We start from the raw sequence: 25,123 nt of genomic DNA on the forward strand, positions 1-25,123 counted from the left end.
AACGGTATGCCGTGCGTGGTTCGGCGGGTCAACATGGCATGGCGCGATCAACGCCGTCGTGACGGGAGGCAGGGGATAAAGTGCCGACCGGCTGCTGCGTCATGCAACCAAAGTCTGACAGCGGATGCGGCGATCAGGCGATCTTCTGCTGGTCGCGGCCAGGACCGATCAGCACAAGTGCCGCGACCAGGAACAGATACATCCAGCCATCGCGCCATTCGACCGGGAAATAGCCGGCCCATAGCGACTCCGCCATGCCGAAGGCGGCCGCACCGAGCGCGGCCCGAGGCGGAGAGAGATAGCCGCCCACCGCCGTCACGAACAGGATTTTCAGCCCGTAGACAAGGCCGGAGCCGAAGCTGACATTGCCGTAGTAAAGGGCGGCCATGATTCCGGCCAGCGCGGCGCAGAAACCGCCGAACAGCACCGCATGCCGGAACACTGCACGCACGTCCACGCCGCACATGGCAGCCGCTTTGGGATCGTCGGAGACGGCGCGCCAGCGGCGGCCGAAGCCCGAGCGGGCAAACGCCCATGCAGCGAGCATGATTGCCGCCAGAACCACCGCGCAATCGATGAGCTGGATCAGCGTCAGCGTCGCCTGGAAGCCGGCATCCTGAGCAAAAACGATGGGCTGCGCCAGCATCGGCGGCAGCCACCAATCATGCGTGTCGGCGGCGATACGGCTTGCTTCCGACAGCACCAGCAGGATGCCGAGCGTCGTCACCACAATGGCATTGGGCGTGCGGTCGGCCAGCGGTTCGAAGACGCTGCGCGACAGCACGTGGCCGATCAGCGCGGCATAAAAGAAAGCCGTGACGACGCCGAGCACCACTGCCGCCAGCAAGGTCAGCCACAATACCTGATAGCCGAAGGCCACGGTCAGGATCATCGTCTGGCCGCAAAAGGCGAACAGCGCGCCATAGGCGAGATTGGTCCGGTGCAGGATGCCGTTGGTCAGCACGTAGCCGAAGGCAAGCAGCGCATAGAGCGCGCCGGAATGCAGCCCGTTCAGCACCTGCTGGAAGAAATAGAGCATGGACAGCTTTCAGTGCATGTCGCCCAAAAGTGCAAAGCGGTTTTGGGGCAACGACTTGCCTCAACAAAATCCTGCGCCGGAGCCCGCGCCAAGGTTTGCATCGTAAAATCTAACTTGTCAAACGCGATTTATCGGTTAGATTTCCGATATGACAGTATCTTGGACCCCACATCGCTTCACCGGCGGCATTCTTGCGCTCGATACGGCCAACACCGTGGTGTTGCGCAACGATCCGGAAAAGACTTTCGACCGTTTTGCCGATCCGGCCGAGATCGCGCGCTTCGCCAACGCCGCAACCGGCTTTCGCGGTGCCGAGCTTGGCGGCAGACCGCTGGAGGCGACCTCGCCGGACAGGATCGCCCCGGTGGTGCTGGCGATCCGCGAGACGACCGACCGCCTGTTTCGCGGCGCGGTGTCGAAAGGTGCGCTTGCCGCCGGCGACCTCGCCGCTTTTCTCAAGGCCTGCGCCAACGGCCTCGATCGGAGCCCTGCCGAAATCGGCGCACCGGGTAGACCGTTCGGCGATCCATCGACGCCGATCGCGTTCGAGGCGGCGCTGGCGGTTTCGGCCTTGTCGCTGCTGCGCGACGACACGGTCGCCAGGCTCAGGATCTGTCCCAATTGCAGCTGGCTGTTCGTCGACAGGAGCCGCAATTCCAGCCGCCTTTGGTGCGATATGGCTGTTTGCGGCAACCGCCAGAAAGCAAGCCGTCACTATCGCCGCCGCACGGCGGCACATGAGGTCAACAATGCTTAGGGTTGTTTTTCGTTCGATCCTTGTCGGTGCTGCGCTCATTGCAGCCGTTGCGCTTGGCGCCTGCCGCGACACCGGCGGCGACGGCAAGCTGTTCGAGGTTTCCGGCAAGGTCGTCGTCTTCAATTACCGCCTCGCCCGGGCGACCTATGTCGTGACGCTGCGGCCCCTGCAGCCGATGGGCGAAGGCCAGGTTGCGGTCGCCAGCTTCCAGAATCCGGCTGGCGGTCCTCCCCTGGTGATCGAGCAGAAGGTCTGGCCGAAGCTCGACAAGGTCAGCCTGGAAAGCCCGGCGCTGACCTGTATCGTCAAGGACAAGCCCTATGCGATTTCGATCAGCATCAGGGGTCCTGACGGCACGTTCCTGCAGAAGATCGACACGACGCTGATGTCGAGCGAGGACCAGTCGATCCTTCCCGACCGGCCGCTGGTGGTCGACCAGCTCTATACGGCCAATCCCGATCTTGCCGGCCATCCCGACGGCAAGCTGCCGGGTGAGCCGAAGCCGGATTGCTCGAAAGGCTGACGCGTCTTTGCCCGGCGCGACTGCGTGGAAATTTCTGGTCGCCGGACAACCGCCGCGGACCGATTTCGTGCCGAATACGCGACGGCAGCGGATCGTTCGTTGCGCTTTGCCTGGCACTTTCGATTTCGTTTGACCTGCCTTGCAAGCGGAGAAAGACTGCGCCATCTCACTCCTACGTTGGCTGCGCGCCCCCGGTGCTGTCTCCGCAGAGGAAATGCCTGATGACGCTGCACGACGTCGCGCTCGACGACAAGTTCGATCTTGGTAAGGAGCGCATCTTCCTGTCCGGCGCACAGGCGGTCATCCGCATGCTTTTGATGCAACGCGAGCGCGACCGCCGGGCCGGCCTCAACACGGCCGGCTTCGTGTCCGGTTATCGCGGCTCGCCGCTCGGCGGCCTCGATATGCAGCTGTGGCGGGCGAAAAAGCAGCTGGCGCAGGCCGACATCGTCTTCCAGCCCGGCCTCAACGAGGAGCTTGCCGCCACCGCCTGCTGGGGCTCTCAGCAGACGGAATTAATGGGCGAAGGCAAGCATGACGGGGTGTTTTCGGTCTGGTACGGCAAGGGACCGGGCGTCGACCGCTCCGGCGACGTTTTCCGCCACGCCAACCTCGCGGGAACGTCGAAGTATGGCGGCGTGCTTGCGCTGATGGGCGACGACCATATGGCCGAATCATCGACCAATGCGCACGCCACCGAATTCCTGTTCGTCGACACCATGGTGCCGATCCTCAACCCGGCCGGCGTTCAGGAGATCATCGACTACGGCCTCTACGGCTTTGCCATGTCGCGCTTCGCCGGCACCTGGGCGGCTATCAAATGCGTCAAGGACAACATCGAATCCACGGCCTCCGTCGATGCCGCGCTCGAGCGCCTGAACATCGTCGTGCCGGAGTTCGATATGCCGCCCGGCGGCCTCAACATCCGCGATGAGATCGACATGCTCGGCCAGGAGGAGCGGCTGCATGAATACAAGCGCGCCGCTGCATCCGCCTTCATCCATGCCAACGGCCTGAACCGCATCGTCTATTCGGGCGGCCGCGCGCCGAAGCTCGGTATCATCACGCTGGGCAAGAGCTATCTCGATGTCCGCCAGGCGCTGGAAGACATCGGCATCGACGAGGCCGCCGCCAACCGCATCGGCATCCGCCTGTTCAAGGTCGGCTGCCCCTGGCCGCTCGACCTGCAGCATATCGCCGAATTCGCCCGCGGCCTCGACACCATCGTCGTCGTCGAGGAGAAGCGCTCGCTGATCGAGGTGCAACTGCGCGAAAACCTCTACGGCACCGCCACCCAGCCGATGATCGTCGGCAAGAAGGACGAGCGCGGCGACTGGCTGTTCCCGGCCAAGGGCGCGCTCGACCCCAACGAGATCGCCATTGCGCTGGGCGAGCGCATCCTGCGCACAATCGGCCCTTCGGAAGAGATCACTGCAAAGGTGGCAAAGCTGCGCCAGTTCCAGGCGATGCTTGCCGACACCAGCGATATCGGTTCGCGCACGCCGTTCTTCTGCTCCGGCTGCCCGCACAATTCCTCGACCAAGGTGCCGGACGGCTCGATCGCCGCCGCCGGTATCGGCTGCCATTTCATGGCGCTGTGGATGGACCGCAACACGGTCGGCTTCACCGCCATGGGCGGCGAGGGCGCACAATGGGTCGGCCAGGCGCCATTCTCCAAGCGCGGCCACATTTTCCAGAATCTCGGCGACGGGACCTACAATCACTCCGGCACGCTGGCGATCCGCTTCGCGCTGTCGACCGATGCCAACATCACCTACAAGATCCTCTACAACGACGCCGTCGCCATGACCGGCGGCCAGCCGCATGAGGGCGGCCTGACTGTCGACATGATCGCCAGGCAGGTGCGCGCCGAAGGCGTCGAGCGCATCGCCATCGTCACCGACGAGCCGGACAAATATGCGGGGAAGGCCGAATTCCCCTTCGGCGCCACCATCCACCACCGCGACGACCTCGACCTCGTTCAGCGCGAGCTGCGCGACGTCAAGGGCGTCTCGGTGCTGCTCTACGACCAGACCTGCGCCGCCGAAAAGCGCCGCCGCCGCAAGCGCGGCACCTTCCCGGATCCCGACAAGCGGGTCTTCATCAACGAACTGGTCTGCGAGGGCTGCGGCGATTGCGGGGTGCAATCGAACTGCGTCTCGATCCAGCCGGTCGAAACCGAGTTCGGCCGCAAGCGCAGAATAGACCAGTCGAGCTGCAACAAGGACTTCTCCTGCGTCAACGGCTTCTGCCCGTCCTTCGTCACCGTGCACGGCGCCAAGATCAGGAAGGCCGAAGGCATTGCCGGGCGCTCCGACCCGCTTGACGGCGTGCCGGTGCCAGCCGAATTCCCGCTCGGTAGCGAGGGTTGGGCGGCGATCATCGACGGCGTCGGCGGCACTGGCGTCGTCACCATAGGTGCTGTGCTCGGTATGGCCGCCCATCTCGAGGACAAGGGCTGCGGCATGATCGACATGGCCGGCCTCGCCCAGAAGGGCGGTTCGGTGTTCACTCATGTCCGCATCGCCCGCACGCCGGACGACATCCACGCGATCCGCGTTTCGGCCGGCAAGGCCGACCTGGTACTCGGCTGCGACCTTGTCGTGTCCGGCGCCAAGAAGGTGCTTGGCGCGGTGCGCGAAGGCCATACCATCTTCCTTGCCAACACCGCCGAGATCATGCCTGGCGAGTTCGCCCGCTCGGCCGATTTCTCGCTGCCCATCGAGCGCCTGAAGAAGGCGATCCGCGCTGCCGCTGGCGACGACAAGACGCATTTCTTCGACGCGACGGGCACCGCCACCCAATTGTTCGGCAATTCGCTCGGCGCCAACATGTTCATGCTCGGCTTCGCCTTCCAGCATGGCGGGCTGCCGCTGTCGGCGCAAGCCGTTGAAAAAGCAATCGAATTGAACGGCGAGGCGGTGGCGATGAACATCGCCGCCTTCCGCTGGGGCCGGCGCGCCGCGCATCAGCCGGAGTTTGTGCGCGGCCTGGTCGCCCAGCCGGGCAAGGCCACTGAGATCGCCAAGACGCTGGACGATATCATCGCCCGCCGCGTCGCTTTCCTCTCTGCCTATCAGAATGCCGCCTATGGCAGGCGCTACGCCGAGAAGCTGGCGGTTTTGCGTGCTGCCGAGGCCAAGGCCGTGCCTGGCTCGACCGCGGTGACCGAGGCCGCCGCCAGAAACCTGTTCAAGCTGATGGCGATCAAGGACGAATATGAGGTGGCGCGGCTCTACACCGACGGCTCCTTCGCTATGGAGCTCTCAAAACAGTTCCAGAGCTACGAAAAGCTCGAATTTCATCTGGCGCCGCCGATCATGGGCAGGCGCGGCAATGACGGCAAGCCGAGGAAATCGAGCTTCGGCCCGTGGATGATGAAGGGATTTCGCCTGCTGGCGGCGCTGAAAGGCCTGCGCGGCACGGCCTTCGACGTGTTCGGCTACAGCACTGAGCGGCGCATGGAGCGGCAGCTTCTGGCCGGCTATGAGGCCGATCTGGAGCTTGTCGCCAAAGCACTTGCGCCAGGCAGGATCGAGGCCGCCATCGCCCTTGCCTCGGTGCCGGCGCTCATTCGCGGCTACGGCCATGTGAGGCAGGGCAGCGCCGAAAAGGCCGAGGGCGAGCGCACAAGGCTTGTCGAGCGGCTGGCCAACACGCCGGCCGGCCTGAACTTCAGGCCGCCGAGTGATCGATACGCCTTGTTTACCTGAACACGAATTTTCGCGGTTTACGCCGGTGGAGCCGACTTGACGCCAAGCGTCGAAACGGCATCTCTAAACCTTTCTTAAGGCGAATGTGACATGACTGCGGTTCGTGCGACACCGCAGGCCATGCAAGAAAACAAAGCCGCAGAGATAGGTGAGGACGTCTATGCTGGGTTCGTGCGATCGTTGTTCAACGATCCCGGGATCCTGCTGATTGGCGCATTTTGCCATGGCCTCATCGGCATTCTGGTTTATTTTACCTCGGGGCATCCGGCCTATCTTGCATTGGCCGCGCTTATGCTTGGGGCGGGGCTTTACCGTTACTACGGCATCCGCAAAGGCCTGCGCATAGGCAGTTTCGAAACTTATGAACAAGCCAAGAAGTGGGAACGCTACTACCTGGTTGGCGGCACCATCCAGGCTTTCTTCATGGGGCTTTTCTGCTTCACCTCAATCTATCTCATTCCCGATGTCTTCGGGGAAAGCGCCGCCATCGCCGTCATAATGGGCTCGACGGTGACCATTGTCGGCCGCAATTACGGCTCCAAGACCATGGTTGCGGTGCAGGCCTTCACGGTCGTGCTGCCGATCGCGGTCGGGCTGATGCTCAAGGGACATCTCGGCGATTTCATCCTCGGCCTCTACATCGTGCCGTTCATCTTCATCATCACCCGGATGGCCAGCCACGTCCGCACCGTGCTGTTCAACGCCATTTCGGAGCGCAAGACGGCCGCCAGGCTCGCCGAGCGCTTCAACCGCGCGCTCAACACCATGTCGCATGGCCTGGTCATGCTCGGCCCCGACGGCAAGGTCGTGGTCGGCAATGCCGAAGCCGCGCATCTGATGTCGCTGCGCTCGCCTGACCAACTGCTCGGGCGGTCGATCCATTCGCTGCTCCTGCGCGGCGTCGCCGGAGGCATGCTGGCGCCGAAAGACTGTCGTTATGTCGAAGCGCAGCTGACGCGCGCCTTGCGCGAGGGCCGCGACCGCAAGGTGCTGGTCTCCTTCTCCAATGGCCAGCACTATGAGTTCTCGGCCCGCGAAGGCAATCAGGATCTCGGTGTCATCACCTTCGAGGACGTCACCGCCCGCGTCGAGGCTGAGGAAAAAATCCGCTTCATGGCGCGCTATGACAGCCTTACCGGCCTGCCGAACCGCGCGTATTTCCATGAGCTGGTCGGTGAAGCCATGGCGTCGGGCAGCCGCGACCGCCTGTGCGCCCTGGCGGTGCTCGATCTCGACGATTTCAAGAGCGTCAACGACACCCTCGGCCATCCGGTCGGCGACGGACTTATCTATGCCGTTGCCGAGCGGCTGGCGGCCGTCGCCGGGCAAGGCGTCAATGTCAGCCGTTTCGGCGGCGACGAGTTCATGATCTTCTTCGACCGCGTCGAGGATGAAAGCCATCTGACGGGCCTGCTCGACCAGATCTTTGCCGATCTGCAGGGCGAGGTCGACGTCGCAGGCCACGGTCTGCGCATCCAGGCAAGCGCGGGCGCCGTGCTGTCCAGGGTCGACGACACCGATGTCGACGCCATGATCGTCAAGGCCGATCTGGCGCTCTACAAGGCCAAGGAACTCGGCAAGAACAACTGGCGGCTGTTCGAGGCAGCGATGGATGCGGCGTTCCGCAACCGCCAGCTGATGAAGGCCGACCTGCGCACGGCGGTCGAAGGCAAGGCGCTGCGGGTGGTCTATCAGCCGATCGTGGCGATGAACACCATGCGCATCGCCAGCTGCGAGGCCCTGTGCCGCTGGGATCATCCCGATCTCGGGCCGGTTTCGCCCAGCATCTTCATTCCGCTGGCCGAAGAAATGGGCATCATCTCCGAGATCAGCACTTTTGTGCTCGCGGCTGCCTGCGCCGAATGCGCCAAATGGCCGGGCCAGACCAGCGTCTCGGTCAACCTTTCGGCCAAGGATTTCCGCAACCGCGACGTTGTCCAGAAGGTTCGCGACGCGCTTGCCACTTCGGGGCTCGCCGCCGGCCGCCTCGAGATCGAAGTCACCGAAACCGCGCTGCTCGACGACAAATCGCTAACGCGCCAGTATATCGAGGAACTGAAGCAGCTTGGCGTGCGCATTGCGCTCGACGATTTCGGCACCGGCTATTCAAGCCTGAGCTACCTCCACAAGCTGCCGCTCGACAAGATCAAGATCGACCGTTCGTTCCTGATGGACGTGACCCAGAACAAGCGTTCGCTCGACTTGTTGAAGGGCATCGTCGACCTGACCCGCGTGCTCGGGCTGACCGTCACCATCGAAGGTGTGGAAACCTTCGAACAGCTGAAGATCCTGGTGCATTCGGTCAAGCCGGACCTCGTCCAGGGCTTCCTGTTTGGCGCAGCACTTAGTGCCTCGGGCATAGAGACCATGTCCAACGTGACCTGGCCTTTCGCCGCCGAGCTGCGGCCGGCGGCAAAACTCGCCACGCCCTGACCCGTCATTAAATTGCGCTTGAAAAGCCCGTCTAAAAAGCGTTGTATTGTCTAGACGTTAACTGATTGTTAAGGTTAATGATCGGTAAACACAGACGATTAGAGTTTCATCTTCTTGTTCCTTCGGTCGTCCGGTATTGTTCTCCTGCGGCGGTACGAGGGGAAGTAATGGACACGCATCAGTCAGGTGTGCTTTCGGGTGCGGCAGTCAAATCTGGCCCGCCTTCCCTGTTCGCCCGCAACGTCCTCGACGTCCTCGAGCGTGTCGAATACCGGCGCTGCGAAAGCGGCGAGGATCTCGAAGCGGTCTACCGGCTGCGCTACAAGGCCTTTCATACACACGGCCTGCTTGACACCATTACCGAACAGAAGCTCGTCGATCACCTTGACGAAGTGCGCAATTGCTACTGTTTCGGCGTCTTCATGGATGGCGAGCTGGTCAGCACCGTCAGGCTCCACCATTTGACCCGTGAGACCCCCGAAGCGCCGATCATGACCGTTTTCGGCGACCGGCTGCTGCTGCGGCTGGCGCGCGGTGAAACCTTCATCGACCCGAGCCGGTTGGCGATCGATCCGCAAATGTCGTCGGCCAACCGCGCCCTGCCCTATGTCACGCTGCGGCTCGCGGTTATCGCCAACACCTTCTTCAACGCCACCAGCTGCATTTCGATGATCCGCGAGGAGCACACGGCCTTCTACCATCGCATCTTCGGATCGGTGCAGGTCGGCGAGCCGCGCCTCTACCCGCCCTTCACCATGCCGATCTTCTTCTATGAATCGATCTGCGAGCAGAACATGGCCCCGACGCTGGAGCGCTTTCCCTTCTTCCAGTCGACGGCGCTGGAGCGGCGTATGCTGTTTGCCAAGGCGCCGGCCGGCGAGCTCGCGCCGCTGACCATCCTGCCCACCGCTAAATATTTTCGCGAAGCAGCGTAATGTCGGCAAAGCCGGCGCACTTTAGCGCCCGGTGCGAGGAGCTTTCCGGCCGCTTCGGCGTTCTGGACGTCACGACCCCGACGCGGCCATAGAAAGGAACCGACATGCATATTCCCGAGCTAGCACTGACCCCGCTGATCTCGCTGATTGCCGGCGTGCTGATCCTGGTGATGCCGCGGCTGCTCAACTACATCGTCGCGCTCTATCTGATCGTCATTGGGCTGCTCGGGCTGTTTCCGCATCTAGCCGGTTGAAACGCAAAACCCTCAACGTTCGACGTTAGGCCGGCGACAAGAGCCCATACCGCCGGCTTTCAACATTCTTTGAGGCTGTTGTCGCTGGTCGTGCGGCAATAGCGCCATTGCTCTTGGTCCAGCTTTTCGCTATGTGCCTCAAAGATGTCTTCGAAGGGGTATTCCTATGGCTGATCACACGCCGACCGGTCCTGTCGAACTGGGCGCGAAGATGGACTATGCCGAACATGACCGCACCTATCATGGCTTTCTGGCGCTGGCCAAATACGGCTCGCTGTTCTGCGGCGCCCTGCTCCTGGCCATGGCTTTCGGCTTCTTCGCAGGCGGCTTCTTCTCCGCGACCATCCTGTTCGTGCTGATCCTCGCCCTCGGCGCCTTCATTCTCCGATAGTCTCTTCAGACCCTTGCCAAGGGCGTAGCCGGACATCCGGCCGCACTCTTTCGCAAAGCCGCACTCTTGCGCAAACAGGTTCCAGCCGAAAGGATCATGCGGTGGGACAGACGGTTTTCATCCCTCGCGAGCTCGATGCCAGCGAGCCTCGTGTCGCGGCCTCGCCCGATACCGTGAAGCGGCTGGCGGCGCTGGGCTTCGACGTCACCGTCGAGACGGGCGCCGGCACCAGGTCGCGCATTCCCGATGAGGAGTTCGCCAAGGCGGGTGCCGCGATCGGCAAGGCTTCGGATGCGAGACGGGCGGATGTGGTGCTGAAGGTGCGCCGGCCGACCGACGCCGAGCTGAAGGGCTACAAATCGGGTGCGGCGGTCATCGCCATCATGGATCCCTACGGCAATGATGCCGCGGTCGCGGCGCTTGCCGAGGCTGGGGTCACCGCCTTCTCGATGGAATTCATGCCGCGCATCACCCGCGCCCAGTCGATGGATGTGCTGTCGTCGCAGGCCAATCTCGCCGGCTACCAGGCCGTGATTGACGGCGCATCGGAGTATGACCGCGCGCTGCCGATGCTGATGACTGCGGCCGGCACCGTGCCGGCGGCGAAGATCTTCATCATGGGCGTCGGCGTTGCCGGCCTGCAGGCGATCGCCACGGCGCGCCGTCTCGGCGCTGTCGTCACCGCCACGGACGTTCGTCCCGCCGCCAAGGAACAGGTGGCGTCGCTTGGCGCAAAGTTCCTCGCCGTCGAGGACGAGGAGTTCAAGGCGGCCGAGACCGCCGGCGGCTACGCCAAGGAAATGTCGAAGGAGTACCAGGCGAAGCAGGCAGCGCTCACCGCTGAGCACATCGCCAAGCAGGACATCGTCATCACCACGGCGCTGATCCCCGGCCGGCCGGCGCCGAAGCTGGTGTCGGCGGCGATGGTCGCCTCGATGAAGCCGGGTTCGGTGATCGTCGACCTCGCCGTCGAGCGCGGCGGCAATGTCGAAGGCGCGGTTGCGGGTCAGGTGGTGACGACGGCCAACAACGTTAAGATCGTCGGCCACCTCAACGTGCCCGGCCGCGTCGCCGCATCGGCCTCGCTGCTCTACGCCAGGAACCTGTTCGCCTTCCTCGAGACGCTGGTCGACAAGACCAGCAAGACGCTCGCCATCAACCGCGAAGACGATCTGGTTAAGGCGACGATGCTGACCGACGCTGGCCGCGTGGTGCATCCGGCCTTCGCCAAGGCGGCGGAACAGCCCCATATCGAACCGGCGGCCATTCCGGCCGAGACCATGGTGGCTGATGCCACGCCGAAGAAGGCTGCACCGAAAAAGGCGTCCGACAAAGCCACTGCCGGCAAGTCCGCCGCCAAGCCGAAGGGGATCGCGTGATGGATCAGACCTTGCAGAAAGCCCTCGATCAGCTCGACCAGGCAAGTGCCGCCGTCCGGCTGGCTGTGCAGAACCTGGCCAACGCGCCCGGTGGCGCCGATGCGGCGGGCGATGCCGCGCACGCACTGTCCGGCGGCGCCATCGATCCCTTCGTCTTCCGCTTCGCCATCTTCGTACTTGCGATATTCGTCGGATACTACGTCGTCTGGTCGGTGACGCCGGCGCTGCACACGCCGCTGATGGCGGTCACCAACGCCATCTCCTCGGTCATCGTCGTCGGCGCGCTGCTGGCCGTCGGCATCTCGGCCTCCGGCATTGCCACCGGCTTCGGCTTCGTCGCGCTGATGCTGGTCTCGGTCAACATCTTTGGCGGCTTCCTGGTCACCCAGCGCATGCTGGCCATGTACAAGAAGAAGGACCGGTAGAGAGCCATGAACGCCAACTTCGCGTCCTTCCTCTACCTGGTCTCCGGCGTCCTGTTCATCATGGCGCTGCGCGGCCTGTCGCATCCGACCACCAGCCGCCAAGGCAATCTCTACGGCATGATCGGCATGGGCATTGCCATTGCCACCACGCTGGCGCTGGCGACTCCGTCCGCCGGGCGCTTCGGCCTGATCGTGCTTGGTCTGGCCATCGGCGGCGGCGTCGGCGCCGTTACAGCGCGCCGCATCGCCATGACTTCGATGCCGCAGCTGGTCGCCGCCTTCCACTCGCTGGTCGGCCTTGCCGCCGTCATGGTAGCGGCAGCCGCCATCTACGCGCCGGAAAGTTTCGGCATCGGCACGAATGGCGACATCCACGCCCAGGCGTTGATCGAGATGAGCCTTGGCGTTGCCATCGGCGCCATCACCTTCACCGGCTCCGTCATCGCCTTCCTCAAGCTCGATGGCCGCATGTCGGGCAAGCCGATCATGATCGGCGGCCGTCACATCATCAACGCGGTCCTCGGCATCGCGCTGATCGTGCTGATCGTGCTTCTGGTCACCACCGAGGCCAAGCTGGTGTTCTGGCTGATCGTCGCGGCTTCGCTGGCGCTCGGCGTCCTCTTGATCATCCCGATCGGCGGCGCCGACATGCCGGTCGTCGTCTCGATGCTGAATTCCTATTCCGGCTGGGCCGCCGCGGCACTCGGCTTCACGCTTGGCAATCTGGCGTTGATCATCACCGGCGCGCTGGTCGGCTCGTCCGGCGCCATCCTGTCCTACATCATGTGCAAGGGCATGAACCGGTCGTTCATCTCGGTCATCCTCGGCGGCTTCGGCGGCGAGACCGCGGCGGTTGCCGATGACGGCATCGAACGCACGGTCAAGCAGGGCTCGGCCGACGACGCTGCCTATCTGATGATGAACGCACAGAAGGTCATCATCGTGCCGGGCTACGGCATGGCGGTCGCCCAGGCCCAGCACGCGCTGCGCGAAATGGCCGACAAGCTCAAGGCCAATGGCGTGGATGTCAAATACGCCATCCACCCCGTGGCCGGCCGCATGCCCGGCCACATGAACGTGCTGCTCGCCGAAGCCAATGTTCCCTATGACGAAGTGTTCGAACTGGAAGACATCAACTCCGAGTTCGCGCAGGCCGATGTCGCCTATGTCATCGGCGCCAATGACGTCACCAATCCGTCCGCCCGCGACGACAAGTCGTCGCCGATCTACGGTATGCCGATCCTCGACGTCGACAAGGCCCGCACCTGCCTGTTCGTCAAGCGCTCGCTCGGCTCGGGCTACGCCGGCATCGACAACACGCTGTTCTACAAGGACGGCACCATGATGCTGCTCGGCGACGCCAAGAAGATGACCGAGGAAATCGTCAAGGCCATGGATCACTAAGCCGCCGCAACCTTCCACTGGAAGGTTGTCGGTCCATCATCGGAAACAAAAAAGCCCGGTTCGACCGGGCTTTTTGATGTTGAAGACCGGTTCAGCGGCTGGTCAGGAAAACCGCTTCCTCGTCGTCGCGCTGCCTGCCGCCCAGGGCTGCCGCAGCGCTGGCGATGAAGGCGCCGATAACCAGCGACAGGGCGCCAAGCAGGGCGAAGGTGGCGCTGCCTTTCCGCGCGGCGTCGGCGGCCTGCTTTGCCTTGACCTTGGCGTCCTCGACCCTGGCCACCAGGGCGTCGACACGCGCCTTGGCGTCGGCCTCGGAAAGCCCGGTGCGGGCGGCGACCAGCTGCGACAGATAGGTCTTGTCGTCAGCCGAAACTTCGCCTGCCGCCGCACTGGCGATGAGGATGCGCGAAGCCTGCCCGGCCGCAGCCGCATCGCTGTCCGGATTGGCCGCCGCGAGCCTGGCGGCATCAGCCGGACGGAACAGCGTATCCACGAGATAGGACGTTGCATTGTCGGCCGGTGCGCTGCCGGCATTGGCGGACGCGCCGGCCGAAGCACCCATGGCGGCGCCTGAGGCAACAGTAGAAGCCGCCTGCACGCCTGAACCAAGCACTGCCGACAGCGCCGACCCGAGAATGCCGACGACCAGCAATGTCGCCAGCGCCCAGGCGAGGAGGCCGTGCGCGGTGTCACGGAAATAGACCTCGTCGGTGTGGATGCCGACCCATTTGGTGCGCAGGCGTCCGGCAAGATAGCCACCGACCCCGGAGGACAGCCATTGCACGATGATGAGCCAGATGGCGCCGGACACCGCGAAGGTGGTCAGCGAGGCACTGGCGCCGGACCACGGCGAGACCATGGTCAGCCCCAGCCCCGAACCGAGCAGCATGAGGATGAAGGTCAGCGTCGAGGCCGCGAAGGCGCCGGCGATGATCGGACCCCAGCTGACGGCCGGGGCGGAGGATTCCGTTGAGGCGGATACGTCGACAGCCGATACGGTGGACTGCATCGACGCCTCCTACCGTACGAACAGCATGATGAGAATGATGATCGGGATCGGAATACCGAGCAACCAGAGCAAAATACCGCGTCCCATAAAGAGCCTCCCTGCGAGAAATTGATCGATGTCGTCACAATGTTCCTGAGCGATTTCCGTTCCGAAGGGCAATGAAATGATTTGCTTGCCGGGAACGGAACTATTTTCCGCGCGGCCCGAGGCACAACTGCGAAACTGTGGATTGGTTCACGGAGTTCCACATGGGCTGCCGTGTATTGTTGGCTCGGTGAGCCGGGGGTAGCATGAGCGATCCCGCCGTCGGATGTCGTCAACGGAGACGCTGATGCCCAAGACTGTCGCATCGCTGGCTTACAAAAAGGCGCAGCCCGGCCAGGCGGTGGTGATCGTGCACGGCATGGGCGAGCAGCGGCCGATGGGTACGCTGAGGGGATTCGTCCAGGCGGTCTGGAGCAGCGATCCCACCCGTGCTCCACCCTACGCCCAGATTCCCGATCCGGCCGTTTCCGGCGCCACGATCAACCAGAGCTGGATCACGCCCGACAGCCGGACCAAGTCACACGAGCTGCGCCGCATCACCACGCCCTACGACGTCGATGGCCGCCGTACCGATTTCTACGAGCTTTATTGGGCCGACATCACGCAAGGCACGACGCGCGGCCGGCTGGCCGCCTGGGTGACGAACCTGTTGTGGCGCAAGCCCGCCGACATTCCGCTCGACGCCCGCAAGCTTTACGTCGCCACACTTCTGATCGTTATCGTCATTCTGGGCGCAGCACTCGTGCTGGCAACATCGGTCTGGCAACAGGCCGTTACCTTGACGACCGGCCTGATGATCACCACCCTCGCTTCTTTTGTCATCTGGGCGGTGGATCAGTTCGCCCTGCCCTATTTCGGTGACGTCGCCGCTTATGTGCGCGCCGAGGCGGCGACGATCGAGAAGCGTGCGCTGATCCGCGACAGAGGCCTGACGTTGCTCAAGACGCTGATGAAGGACGATGCTTACGACCGCATCGTGCTGGTCTCGCACAGCCTTGGGTCGATCATCGCCTATGATTTGCTGCAGATCCTGTGGGCCGAGTTCCGGCCGCGAAGGCTGGAAGCGGTCCGCGACAAGGCCAAACTGGCGGCGGTCGAGGCCGTCGACAAGGCAACGCTCGGCTCTGATGGGTCAGCGTGGCCAAAGAACCTTGAAGACCTCGCCGGATTCCGGCGCGGTCAATGGGCGCTCTACCAGCAGCTTCGGACCAAGGACGCCGACCACCCGCTGCCCTGGAAGATCAGCGATTTCGTCACGCTTGGCAGTCCGCTCTCCCACAGCGAATTCCTGGTGACCTACAATCTCGCGGAATTCAGGCGTGGCCTTGCCGAGCGCCTGTTCTCGGCTTGCCCGCCGATTGCCGATGACGGGCGCCCCGGCGGCACCGTGCTTTACCGGGAAGGACACAGCCAAGGCAAGGCGCAGCGCGCGGTGCATCATGGCGCGGTGTTTGCGGCAACGCGCTGGACGAACGTCTACGACCGCGGCAATGGCTGGGCGACAGGCGATCCGATTTCCGGTCCGATGACGGAAAACTTCGGCCCCGGTGTGGAGAACATCCAGATCGAGCTTCGCAGCTCACTTGGCCGTATCTTCACCCACACGCTTTATTGGTCATCGACGGCAAACGGCGTCGAAATCGCCCTGCCGGCGGGCACCGCGCCGCGCTCGCATCTGCAAGTGCTGCGCGACGCGGTGGACCTTGGTCGGAAGCTGGAGCCAAAGGCCTGACCCGGAGTGGAGCTCCGGCGGCAAGGCCCCCAGCCCTCAAATGTCCAGATTGGCAACTGACAGCGCGTTGTCCTGGATGAATTCGCGCCGCGGTTCGACCTCGTCGCCCATCAGCCGCGAAAACAGCGAATCCGCATCGGTGGCGTCATTGACCTTGACCTGCAGCAGCGAACGCACATTCGGGTCGAGCGTGGTTTCCCAGAGCTGCTCGGCATTCATCTCGCCGAGGCCCTTGTAGCGCTGCATGGTCAGGCCCTTGCGGCCGGTCGCAAACACCGCGTTGAGCAGCGCCAGCGGCCCCGAAATGGTTTCGGAGACATCCTTGCGGCGCAGCACCGGCGGCTCGCCATAGACTTCCATGAGGCGCGGGGCATAGCGGTCGAGCTGGCGTGCGTCGGCCGAATTTATCAGCCCGGCATCGAGCTGCGCGAATTCCTTGACGCTGCGCACCGTGCGTTCGAACACATAGCCGCCGACGCCTTCATTGGAGGTCGACAGCCGGCCGGTCCAGCCGCGCTCGGTGTCCTCGGCAATGATGTCAAGGCGCTGGGCGACGCGTTCGGCCATGGCATTGGCGCGGCCGAGGTCGTTTAGCACATCGGCGTTGAGCGCGCCGGCGATCGCCGCCTGTTCGACCACGCCCCTGTTGTAGCGCGTGTGCAGCCCGTTGATGAGCTGGCGCACGGCCAGTGCATCATCGATCGAGCCGCGCAGATCCTGTCCGGCCCGCGCCTCGCCGGAGGCAAGCGTCAGCGACGCCTCCTCCAGCCCGGAGCCGATCAGGAACTCCTCGAAGGCGCTCTCGTCCTTGATGTATTGCGAGCTTTTTCCGCGCGTCACTTTGTAGAGCGGCGGCTGGGCGATGTAGAGATGGCCGCGCTCGATCAGCTCCGGCATCTGGCGGAAGAAGAAGGTGAGCAGCAAGGTCCTGATATGGGCGCCGTCGACGTCGGCGTCGGTCATCAGGATGATCTTGTGGTAGCGCAATTTGTCGGCGTTGAACTCGTCCTTGCCGATCGAGGTGCCGAGCGCGGTGATCAGCGTGCCGATCATCTCGGAGCCGAGCATGCGGTCGAAGCGCGCCCGCTCGACATTGAGTATCTTGCCGCGCAACGGCAGGATTGCCTGGTTCTGGCGCGAACGGCCGCCCTTGGCAGAGCCGCCGGCCGAGTCACCCTCGACGATGAAGATTTCGGATTTCGCCGGGTCGCGTTCCTGGCAGTCGGCAAGCTTGCCAGGCAGAGAGGTGACGCCGAGCGAGCTTTTGCGGGTGATGTCTCGGGCCTTGCGCGCGGCTTCGCGCGCCGCGGCCGCCTGGATCACCTTGTCGATGACCACCTTGCCCTCGGTCGGGTGTTCTTCCAGCCAGGTGCCAAGCGCCTCGTTGACCAGGCCTTCGACCACCGGGCGGACTTCCGACGAGACCAGCTTGTCCTTGGTCTGGGAGGAGAATTTCGGGTCGGGAACCTTGACCGACAGCACCGCCGTCAGGCCTTCGCGGCAGTCGTCGCCGATCAGCGCCACCTTTTCCTTCTTGGTCAGGCCCGACGATTCGCCATAGCCGGTGATCTGGCGCGTCAGCGCGCCACGGAAGCCGGCCAGATGGGTGCCGCCATCGCGCTGCGGGATGTTGTTGGTGAAGGCCAGCACGTTCTCGTGGTAGCTGTCGTTCCACCACATCGCCACTTCGACGGTGATGCCGTCGCGCTCGGCCTTGATGGCGATCGGCTTGTCGATCAGCGGTTTCTTGACCCGGTCGAGATATTTGACGAACTCTTCCAGGCCGCCATCATAGTGCAACTCGTGGCGCACGAGATCGGCATGGCGGGCATCGGTCAAAATGATGCGCACGCCGGAATTCAGGAAGGCGAGCTCGCGCAGCCGGTGCTCCAGCGTGCCGAAGTCGAACTCGACCATGGTGAAGGTTTCGGACGACGGAAAGAAGGTGATCTCGGAACCGCTGCGGCCCTCATAGGTGCCGGGCTGCTTGTTCTGCTCATAGCTGCCGGTCGCCTTGAGCGGCGCATCGGCATTGCCATGCGTGAAGCTCATCTCGAAAATCTGGCCGTTGCGGCGGATTTTCAGCTTCAGCCAGGCCGACAACGCGTTGACCACCGAGACGCCGACGCCGTGCAGGCCGCCAGACACCTTGTAGGAATTCTGGTCGAATTTGCCGCCGGCATGCAGCTGCGTCATGATCACTTCGGCCGCCGAAATGCCTTCGCCAGTGTGAATATCGGTCGGAATCCCGCGGCCATTGTCGATAACGGTGACCGAACCGTCGGGATTGAGCGTCACCGTGACCAGATCGGCATGGCCGGCCAGCGCCTCGTCGATGGCGTTGTCGACCACCTCATAGACCATGTGATGCAGGCCCGAGCCGTCATCGGTGTCGCCGATATACATGCCCGGCCGCTTGCGGACAGCGTCCAACCCCTTCAAAACCTTGATGGAATCGGCGCCGTATTCGGCCTCAGCGCCGTTGGCGTTGTCGCTTTGATCGCTCATGAAAACCTGTCTGATTGATGCCGCATGCTCAGCGCGAAAAAATGGCTTCGAATCACGCCGCTTTGATGTCCTAGATATAGGCGCAAAAGGCGATTTTTCCAAGGTTTGCGGGGATTTCAGGGCTGAATCCCGAGCTGGCAGCCGGCTATTTTTTCGCGGCTTTCAATTTGGCCAGAAGTCGGCGCAGATATTTGATCGTGGGTTTGTCCCTCGGCGCCAGTTTGCCTGTGCGGTCAAGCTCCAGCGTCAGGTCTAGCGCCTGCGACAACACAGCCTTCGGATTCTTCGCCACATAGGCATAGTTGATGTAGGCCTGTACCAGATCGAATTGCCAGATCGCATTGTCCGGATCGGACAGGGCCAACCGCTGGCGGATGGCCAGGCTGGCTTCGAAGGCCTTCTTCGAGCCATCATAGTGGCGCTGCTTGGTCTCCAGCAGGCCTATTTCCTCGAACGTGATCGACAGGTCGCGCTGCCAGTCGGAATTGCCCGGGTCGAGATTTGCCAACCGGTTGGCAATAACGAGACTGTCCTGATAGTTCTGCAAAGCACCGGCGATATTGCCCTGGGCATCAAACACGCCGGCAATTTTTTCCAAACAGACCGATAGGTCGCGCTGCCAGTCGGTGTTGCCTGGGTCGCTGGCGGCAAGGTCTCGCGCCGTGGCCCGCGCTTGCTGGTAGGCCTCCAACGCGAGTGGCCAGTCCTTCTGGTCGCCGTAAGCATTGCCGATCTTGGCGTAACCGACCGACAGGTCGCGCTTCAAATCGGTGTCGTTTGAGTCGCGGCGCACCAGCGCTTCGGCGATTATTTGGCTCTTGTTGTAGGCGTCGAGCGCGCCCGCAGCGTCGCCACGCTCGCGCAGAACGTCGCCGATCCTGGTGTAGCTGACGGAGACGGCGCGCTGGTGCCTGGGGTCGTCCGGGTTGTTCTGCGCCAGTGCCAGCCGAATTCTCAGGCTCTCTTCGAATGCAGTCTGGGCGCCATCCAGTTGGCCGGCGGTGCGGGCAAGGCCGCCGATTTCGTCGTAGGTAATGGTCAGGTCGCGCAGCAGATAGACGCTGTTCGGCTCGGCATCGGCCAATTGCTGCTTGATGGACAGGCTTTGCTGGTAGGCCTGGGCTGCCGCACCCACGTCGCCTTGCGTGGCCAGCACATTGCCGATCTTATCATGGGCCATGGCGAGATCGCCGAGCCAGTCCTTCTTGTCCGGCACGTCTGTGGTCAGGCCCTGCAACATGTCCCTGGCCGCCTCATAGTTTTGCAGGGAGGCCGGCAGATCGCCTTGCGCCATCTTGATGTTGGCGAACTTGATATGGCCGATGGCGAGGTCGCGCTTGACGCTCGGATCGGTTTCCTGGCGCGCTCGCTGCTCGAGGTTGGCGACCAGCGCCGCAAAGGCGCGGCCGGCGGCATCGGTGTTGCCAACCGTCGTGTAGAGGATGCCGAGCTCTTCCAGCGTGCGGCTTTGGCGGTCGGCCTGTTCCAGGCTGAGAGAGGTCTGCCCGGCCTCGCCGTAGAGCGACAGCACCGTTTCATAGTCCTTGATGGCGGTGGCATAGTCGAGGGTGGCGCGCGCCGCGCCGCCCGAGAGAAATAGCGTCGCGGCTTCGGACAGGGTGCGGCTGACGAAATTGGCCTTCAACGCCTGGCGCGAGACATTGTCGACGTCGGCGGCCTTGGCGAGGATCACGCGTGCACCATCGAAAGCGCCGAGCGCCAACTGTTCCTCGGCCTGGCGGCGCAGTTCGGTCACCTGCGGGTCGTCGGCGGCCAGCGTCTTCATCTCGCCGCGCACCTTGACGAAGGCGTCGGCGGCCTCGCGCAGCTTGGCGTCCAGGCTTTCGCCGGAGAGATGGCTGGTGTCGGAACTGATCAGCGCGCCATAGAGCGGCGCCAGCGGCATGTCGGCATCGCTGGCGACACGCTCGACCGCGCCGCGCATTTCCGGCGTCACATCGGCCATGGCAAGCAGCAGCCGCTCGCGCTCCGGCAATTGTTCCTTGGCCGCCGAGGCGAAGAACAGCTTCGGCAGCCCGCTCTCGACGTAGGGCAGCTGTTTCCCGCGCGAAAGGTCGTAGACCTCCTGCTGCACCAGCGTCAGCACCGAGCGGATTTCGAGCCCGTCGGTGCCGAGATATTTGGTCAGCGCCGCTGTAAAGGGCGAATTCGCACCGGTACCGTCGGCAGCCGTCTCGCCGGGCGCCGCCGAAAAGGCGAACAGGATGTTTTCCGCCTTGCCGACGCGTCCGAGGCCCGGCTTGATCTTGTCCACAAGGCCCTTGATCAGCGATGTCGCGCCGCGTCCGTCGCCGCTGCCGCCCGTGAACGGATCGCTGCGGCAGGCGTCGAGCACGATCAGCCCGACCTTGGCCGTGGCGGCCACCGCGTCGCGCACCTCTTCCAACGGCAGGCTGGTCTTTTCCAGCCGATCGAGCGAGGAGGCATCGGCATCGACCGGCAGCAGCCGGTTGTCGCCGGAGATTTCGACGCCATGGCCGGAGAAATACACCAGCGCCACGTCGGCGCCCTTGGCATCCTCGCGAAAATCATCGAGCGCACGGCGCATGCGCCTGAGATCACGGTTGGTTTCGAGAACGACCTCGAATCCAAGCGTCTTCAGCGCCGCTTCCATCGCCTCGCCGTCATTGACCGGATTGGCGAGCTTCCGCACCAGCCGGTAGTCGTTATCGGCAATGACCAGCGCCACGCGCCGCTCCGCCACCGCCGTGGCGGTGGTCGCAAGCATCAACAGCAAGGCAAACAACAGGCGCAAATCGAACCGCCCCCGGCTCAGTCACCTGCCGACCATTCCACCTCTTTATGGCATGAGCAAGCCGGGGCCGGCTGCGTTACGCAGCCCGCATCGGCTTCAGCGCCTCGCTCCAGCGCGAGAGCTCGTCCAGCATGGTCTTGGTCCCACCCTCTACCTGCTCACTAGCCTGGAAGGAGCCGTCGCTCTCCAGCAGTTTCTGATACATCGGCAGCGCGACGCCTTCCGAGATGGGCATGACGCCCACCGCGGTCAGCAGCGGCTTCAGCGCCTGCGCGGCGCGCAGGCCTCCGGAAACGCCGCCATAGCTGAAAATGGCGGCTGGCTTGTATTTCCATTCGCGCGCAAGGTAGTCGATGGCGTTGACGATCGCAGGCGCCACGAAATAATTGTACTCCGGCGCCACGAACACGAAGGCATCGGCGGCATCAATGACCTTCGACCAGGCTTTGGTGTGGTCGTTCTGGTAATTGCCGAGCCTGGGGTGATGCGGCTCGTCCAGAACCGGCAGATGGAACGTGGCAATGTCGGTCAGCACCGGTTCGAATTTGCCGTGCTCGCGGGCAAAATCCTCCAGCCAGTGGGCGAAGACCGGCCCGGCGCGGCCCGGCCGCGTGCTGCCGATTATGATGTTCAGCTTGTGCTTCAAGCGGACTCTCCTGGGCGATTGGCAGTAGCTGTTGGTAACTGTCACCTATGGCAGAGTGTCCAACCGGACAAGCCGCAACCGTTTCACCGGCGGTCACGATCCGATGAACACACCGTCTGTCGGGCACACCGGGCGCTGCAGCGTTTCAGTTTGCCGTTCGGTCACATGGACGCCCGGATTGCCAGCCACTACATCTGAGCTATCAGCGGAGCACCTCATGGACACGCAGCCCGTCCCCTTCGTGCCGCCGGCGCCCAAGCCGCGCACGACGCCGCCTTCGACGCTGGAGATGATGCGGATCGTCTACCGCAATCCGCTCGAACTGTGGGGCGAGCACACCTACAACGAGCCCTGGATTTCGGCGAATGGCGTCGGCGGGCATCTGATCGTCGCCAACGATCCCGGCCTTATCCGCCACGTGCTGATCGACAACGCCAAGAACTACAAGATGGCGACGGTGCGCCAGATGATCCTGCGACCGATCTTGCGCGACGGGCTGTTGACCGCCGAAGGCGAGGTGTGGAAGCGCTCGCGCAAGGCGATGGCGCCGGTGTTCACGCCGCGGCATATCTTCGGCTTCGCCGAGCCGATGCTGCGCCGCACGATGCAGTTCGTCGCCCGCTATGACGAAGGCGGCATGACCGATGTCGCCCATGACATGACGCTGCTCACCTACGATATCCTGGCCGAAACGCTGTTTTCGGGCGAGATTGCGGGCGAGCCCGGCAGTTTCGCGCAGGAAATCGACCGCCTGTTCGAAACCATGGGCCGTGTCGATCCGCTCGACCTGTTGCGCGCGCCCGAATGGCTGCCGCGGCTGACCCGCATCCGCGGCCGCAAGACCATGGCGTATTTCCGCAAGATCGTCACCGATACAGTCAAGATGCGCGAGGAGCGGCTGAAGCGCGACCCCGACACCGCGCCGCAGGATTTCCTGACGCTTCTGCTGCGCGCCGAAGGCCCCGACGGGCTGACGCGGGCGGAAGTCGAGGACAACATCATCACCTTCATCGGCGCCGGCCACGAGACCACCGCGCGGGCGCTGGGCTGGACGATCTACTGCCTCGCCGAAGCGCCGTGGGAGCGCGAAAAGGTCGAGCGCGAGATCGATGCCGTGCTGGCGCGCGAACCCGACCCGACGAAATGGCTCGACGCAATGCCGTTCACCCGCGCCGCCTTCGAGGAGGCGCTGCGGCTTTATCCGCCGGCGCCGTCCATCAACCGCGAGCCGATCGAGACGGAGACCTGGAACGATCTGGTGCTCCCCAAGCGCGCGGCCGTACTGGTGATGCCTTGGGTCGTACACCGCCACAGAAAACTGTGGGACATGCCCGACGCCTTCATGCCCGAACGCTTCCATCCGGGAAACCGCGAGAAGATCGACCGCTTCCAGTATCTGCCGTTCGGCGCCGGTCCGCGCATCTGCATCGGCGCCAGCTTCGCCATGCAGGAGGCGATCATTGCGCTGGCCATCATGCTGTCGCGCTTCCGCTTCGACGTGACGGCCGAGACCAAGCCGTGGCCGGTGCAGAAACTGACGACACAGCCGCAAGGCGGCCTGCCGATGCAGGTGACGCGGCGCGTTTAACGGCGCAACGCCTTGTTACGCGATGCCGGCGGGCTTGCGCTGGAACTGGCCTGCGGCGCGGAAGCGCCAGAGATAGCTGGGCAGGATTGTGCCGATAGACTGCGGCTGGATGTCGAGGCCGGCAAGGTTCCGGTTGGCCTTGTTGGCCTCCTCCGACACAATGTTGGGCTGGCGCAGCAGCAGCACCTGGTCCTTGGTCAGCAACGGGTTGGGCAGCAGGCCGAGGATCGAGGCCTGCAGATTGGCCATCCACCACGGCACCGGCACCAGGAGCCGCTTGCGCTCGATGACGGTGAGCAGCTCTTCCATGCACTGCTTGAAGGTGAGCACTTGCGGCCCGCCGAGTTCATAGATCTGGCCGCCCTTGATCTTGCCCTCGACCGAACGCGCCACCGCTTCGGCGACATCGCCGACATAGACCGGCTGGAACTTGGTCTGGCCGCCGCCGATCAGCGGCAGCACCGGCGAATAGCGCGCCATGTCGGCGAAGCGGTTGAAGAAACTGTCCTCGGGTCCGAAATTGATCGACGGTCGGAAGATGACGGCGTCCGGGATCGTCTCCAGGACGGCCTTTTCGCCGAGCGCCTTGGTGCGGGCATAGTCGGACTCGGCGTTGAGGTCGGCGCCAAGCGCCGAAATATGGGTCAGTCCTGCGCCGACCGAGCGCGCGGCTTCGGCGACGGCGCGGGCGCCGAATTCGTGCACGGTGTTGAATTTCTGCCGGCCGCTTTCATGCGGGATGGCGACCAGATTGATGACATGGTCGGCGCCCTGCACGGCGCGGTCGACGGACCAGCGCACGCGCACATTGGCCTGCACCGGCTGGATCTGGCCGACATTGCCGAGCGGCTGCAGATGTCCCGCGAGATCGGGCCGGCGCACCCCCACCCTGATGCGGTAGCCGCGCTTGGCCAGCGCCCGCACGATGTGGCGGCCGACGAAGCCGGAGCCGCCGAAGACGACCACGAGCTTGGGGATCTGCAGGATTTCGGTCATGGCTGGCTCCGGCGCTCGAAAGCTTGGCTGAAGCCGTTTCATAGTCCGTTTTGGGCCAAAGGCAAAGGGTGACGCGTCGTCGCTGCCACCCTCTTATGGACCCTTCAGAACGCCTTGCCGAGGCGCGCGTCGACCGACTGGCGGTTGCCGCCGCGGATAACGAAGAACAGCAGGATCGCCGCCCATAGAAGCGACTTTTCAGCGCCGGAAAAGCCCTGGCCGACAGTGATCCAGTGGAACCAGACGGTGACCAGCAGCACGATCATGCCGGCAAAGGCGGCGGGCCGAGTCAACAGGCCGATGGCGATCAGAATGCCGCCGAAGAATTCGGTGCAGGACAAAAGCAGCGACCAGAACGCGCCGGGATAGAAGCCGAGGCCTTCGACCATCTCGGCGGCGCCGAAAGGGTTGGTGATCTTCTGCGAGCCGTGAATGGTGAGAAACCCGCCGGCGACGACGCGCAGAAGGGTTTCGGCGCCATCATGCAGCGACGAATACAGGCGGCCAAACACCGGAACGATAAGTTTGCCGCGGGAAGCGTCGGTGGTTGCGGACATCGTAGCTCCTGTT

At 63.7% G+C, this 25,123-nt stretch carries 18 protein-coding genes and 1 pseudogene; 12 read left to right on the forward strand and 7 right to left on the reverse strand.

The window, feature by feature from the left end:
• Positions 1 to 133 precede the first annotated feature (133 nt).
• Complete coding sequence (locus NKI64_RS26320) at positions 134 to 1,039, reverse strand: branched-chain amino acid ABC transporter permease (RefSeq protein WP_023746552.1); 906 nt, start codon at positions 1,037 to 1,039, stop codon at positions 134 to 136.
• Between the two features lie 148 nt (positions 1,040 to 1,187).
• Here NKI64_RS26320 and NKI64_RS26325 point away from each other — a divergent pair, with 148 nt between their 5' ends.
• From NKI64_RS26325 to NKI64_RS26370, 10 genes and pseudogenes are all read left to right on the forward strand, one after another.
• Positions 1,188 to 1,796, forward strand: coding sequence for a CGNR zinc finger domain-containing protein (locus NKI64_RS26325; protein ID WP_023746551.1), 609 nt, complete (start codon positions 1,188 to 1,190; stop codon positions 1,794 to 1,796).
• Positions 1,789 to 2,319 carry a hypothetical protein gene (locus NKI64_RS26330; protein ID WP_023746550.1) on the forward strand — a complete coding sequence of 177 codons (531 nt, stop codon included), beginning with the start codon at positions 1,789 to 1,791 and terminating at the stop codon, positions 2,317 to 2,319. The genes NKI64_RS26325 and NKI64_RS26330 overlap by 8 nt, the downstream gene beginning before the upstream one ends.
• 221 nt (positions 2,320 to 2,540) lie before the next feature.
• Positions 2,541 to 6,010: pseudogene (locus NKI64_RS26335) on the forward strand (indolepyruvate ferredoxin oxidoreductase family protein).
• Between the two features lie 112 nt (positions 6,011 to 6,122).
• Positions 6,123 to 8,465, forward strand: a complete 2,343-nt coding sequence (locus NKI64_RS26340; RefSeq protein ID WP_502896363.1) for a putative bifunctional diguanylate cyclase/phosphodiesterase — start codon at positions 6,123 to 6,125, stop codon at positions 8,463 to 8,465.
• A 167-nt stretch (positions 8,466 to 8,632) separates the two neighbouring features.
• Complete coding sequence (locus tag NKI64_RS26345; RefSeq protein ID WP_023671342.1) at positions 8,633 to 9,400, forward strand: N-acyl amino acid synthase FeeM domain-containing protein; 768 nt, start codon at positions 8,633 to 8,635, stop codon at positions 9,398 to 9,400.
• Between the two features lie 104 nt (positions 9,401 to 9,504).
• Positions 9,505 to 9,654 (forward strand): DUF3096 domain-containing protein, encoded by a 150-nt coding sequence (locus NKI64_RS26350; protein WP_023671341.1) that lies wholly within the window; start codon positions 9,505 to 9,507, stop codon positions 9,652 to 9,654.
• Between the two features lie 166 nt (positions 9,655 to 9,820).
• A complete protein-coding gene (locus NKI64_RS26355; RefSeq protein ID WP_023671340.1) occupies positions 9,821 to 10,045 on the forward strand; it encodes an aa3-type cytochrome c oxidase subunit IV in 225 nt (74 codons plus the stop codon).
• A 101-nt stretch (positions 10,046 to 10,146) separates the two neighbouring features.
• A complete protein-coding gene (locus NKI64_RS26360) occupies positions 10,147 to 11,424 on the forward strand; it encodes a Re/Si-specific NAD(P)(+) transhydrogenase subunit alpha (RefSeq protein WP_352670965.1) in 1,278 nt (425 codons plus the stop codon).
• Positions 11,424 to 11,849, forward strand: coding sequence for a proton-translocating transhydrogenase family protein (locus tag NKI64_RS26365; RefSeq protein ID WP_032885960.1), 426 nt, complete (start codon positions 11,424 to 11,426; stop codon positions 11,847 to 11,849). The genes NKI64_RS26360 and NKI64_RS26365 overlap by 1 nt, the downstream gene beginning before the upstream one ends.
• 6 nt (positions 11,850 to 11,855) lie before the next feature.
• Complete coding sequence (locus tag NKI64_RS26370; RefSeq protein ID WP_023671337.1) at positions 11,856 to 13,253, forward strand: NAD(P)(+) transhydrogenase (Re/Si-specific) subunit beta; 1,398 nt, start codon at positions 11,856 to 11,858, stop codon at positions 13,251 to 13,253.
• Positions 13,254 to 13,344: 91 nt separating this feature from the next.
• Here NKI64_RS26370 and NKI64_RS26375 read toward each other — a convergent pair whose 3' ends face one another.
• Entirely contained in the window at positions 13,345 to 14,262 is a 918-nt protein-coding gene (locus NKI64_RS26375) for a membrane protein (protein ID WP_023700421.1), read from the reverse strand.
• A gap of 331 nt (positions 14,263 to 14,593) precedes the next feature.
• Between NKI64_RS26375 and NKI64_RS26380 the strand changes: the two genes are divergently transcribed.
• A complete protein-coding gene (locus NKI64_RS26380; protein WP_023703663.1) occupies positions 14,594 to 16,039 on the forward strand; it encodes a hypothetical protein in 1,446 nt (481 codons plus the stop codon).
• A gap of 36 nt (positions 16,040 to 16,075) precedes the next feature.
• On the opposite strand, the gene gyrB is transcribed toward NKI64_RS26380, so the two are convergent.
• The 3 genes from gyrB to NKI64_RS26395 all read right to left on the reverse strand — a co-directional run bounded on the left by gyrB (position 16,076) and on the right by NKI64_RS26395 (position 21,969).
• Positions 16,076 to 18,547 (reverse strand): DNA topoisomerase (ATP-hydrolyzing) subunit B, encoded by a 2,472-nt coding sequence (gyrB, locus tag NKI64_RS26385; protein ID WP_023671333.1) that lies wholly within the window; start codon positions 18,545 to 18,547, stop codon positions 16,076 to 16,078.
• A 145-nt stretch (positions 18,548 to 18,692) separates the two neighbouring features.
• Positions 18,693 to 21,323 carry a caspase family protein gene (locus NKI64_RS26390; protein ID WP_352670969.1) on the reverse strand — a complete coding sequence of 877 codons (2,631 nt, stop codon included), beginning with the start codon at positions 21,321 to 21,323 and terminating at the stop codon, positions 18,693 to 18,695.
• Between the two features lie 76 nt (positions 21,324 to 21,399).
• A complete protein-coding gene (locus tag NKI64_RS26395; protein WP_023729733.1) occupies positions 21,400 to 21,969 on the reverse strand; it encodes an NADPH-dependent FMN reductase in 570 nt (189 codons plus the stop codon).
• A 217-nt stretch (positions 21,970 to 22,186) separates the two neighbouring features.
• Between NKI64_RS26395 and NKI64_RS26400 the strand changes: the two genes are divergently transcribed.
• Positions 22,187 to 23,557, forward strand: a complete 1,371-nt coding sequence (locus NKI64_RS26400) for a cytochrome P450 (RefSeq protein WP_023822065.1) — start codon at positions 22,187 to 22,189, stop codon at positions 23,555 to 23,557.
• 15 nt (positions 23,558 to 23,572) lie between these two features.
• Here the strand turns inward: NKI64_RS26400 and NKI64_RS26405 are convergent, their stop codons facing one another.
• Both NKI64_RS26405 and NKI64_RS26410 read right to left on the reverse strand, forming a co-directional pair.
• Positions 23,573 to 24,553 (reverse strand): complex I NDUFA9 subunit family protein, encoded by a 981-nt coding sequence (locus tag NKI64_RS26405; protein ID WP_023732640.1) that lies wholly within the window; start codon positions 24,551 to 24,553, stop codon positions 23,573 to 23,575.
• A 104-nt stretch (positions 24,554 to 24,657) separates the two neighbouring features.
• Complete coding sequence (locus NKI64_RS26410; RefSeq protein WP_023700422.1) at positions 24,658 to 25,110, reverse strand: DoxX family protein; 453 nt, start codon at positions 25,108 to 25,110, stop codon at positions 24,658 to 24,660.
• Between the last annotated feature and the right edge of the window lie 13 nt (positions 25,111 to 25,123).

Origin of the sequence: Mesorhizobium sp. M0478, assembly GCF_040321305.1 — a bacterium.
Lineage (GTDB): Bacteria > Pseudomonadota > Alphaproteobacteria > Rhizobiales > Rhizobiaceae > Mesorhizobium.

Bases quoted from the DNA above. Each gene is read 5' to 3' on its own strand.
- NKI64_RS26320 (WP_023746552.1), bottom strand. From the start codon at position 1,039: ATGCTCTATTTCTTCCAGCAGGTGCTGAACGGGCTGCATTCCGGCGCG.
- NKI64_RS26325 (WP_023746551.1), top strand. From the start codon at position 1,188: ATGACAGTATCTTGGACCCCACATCGCTTCACCGGCGGCATTCTTGCG.
- NKI64_RS26330 (WP_023746550.1), top strand. From the start codon at position 1,789: ATGCTTAGGGTTGTTTTTCGTTCGATCCTTGTCGGTGCTGCGCTCATT.
- NKI64_RS26340 (WP_502896363.1), top strand. From the start codon at position 6,123: ATGACTGCGGTTCGTGCGACACCGCAGGCCATGCAAGAAAACAAAGCC.
- NKI64_RS26345 (WP_023671342.1), top strand. From the start codon at position 8,633: ATGGACACGCATCAGTCAGGTGTGCTTTCGGGTGCGGCAGTCAAATCT.
- NKI64_RS26350 (WP_023671341.1), top strand. From the start codon at position 9,505: ATGCATATTCCCGAGCTAGCACTGACCCCGCTGATCTCGCTGATTGCC.
- NKI64_RS26355 (WP_023671340.1), top strand. From the start codon at position 9,821: ATGGCTGATCACACGCCGACCGGTCCTGTCGAACTGGGCGCGAAGATG.
- NKI64_RS26365 (WP_032885960.1), top strand. From the start codon at position 11,424: ATGGATCAGACCTTGCAGAAAGCCCTCGATCAGCTCGACCAGGCAAGT.
- NKI64_RS26370 (WP_023671337.1), top strand. From the start codon at position 11,856: ATGAACGCCAACTTCGCGTCCTTCCTCTACCTGGTCTCCGGCGTCCTG.
- NKI64_RS26375 (WP_023700421.1), bottom strand. From the start codon at position 14,262: ATGCAGTCCACCGTATCGGCTGTCGACGTATCCGCCTCAACGGAATCC.
- NKI64_RS26380 (WP_023703663.1), top strand. From the start codon at position 14,594: ATGCCCAAGACTGTCGCATCGCTGGCTTACAAAAAGGCGCAGCCCGGC.
- gyrB (WP_023671333.1), bottom strand. From the start codon at position 18,547: ATGAGCGATCAAAGCGACAACGCCAACGGCGCTGAGGCCGAATACGGC.
- NKI64_RS26400 (WP_023822065.1), top strand. From the start codon at position 22,187: ATGGACACGCAGCCCGTCCCCTTCGTGCCGCCGGCGCCCAAGCCGCGC.
- NKI64_RS26405 (WP_023732640.1), bottom strand. From the start codon at position 24,553: ATGACCGAAATCCTGCAGATCCCCAAGCTCGTGGTCGTCTTCGGCGGC.
- NKI64_RS26410 (WP_023700422.1), bottom strand. From the start codon at position 25,110: ATGTCCGCAACCACCGACGCTTCCCGCGGCAAACTTATCGTTCCGGTG.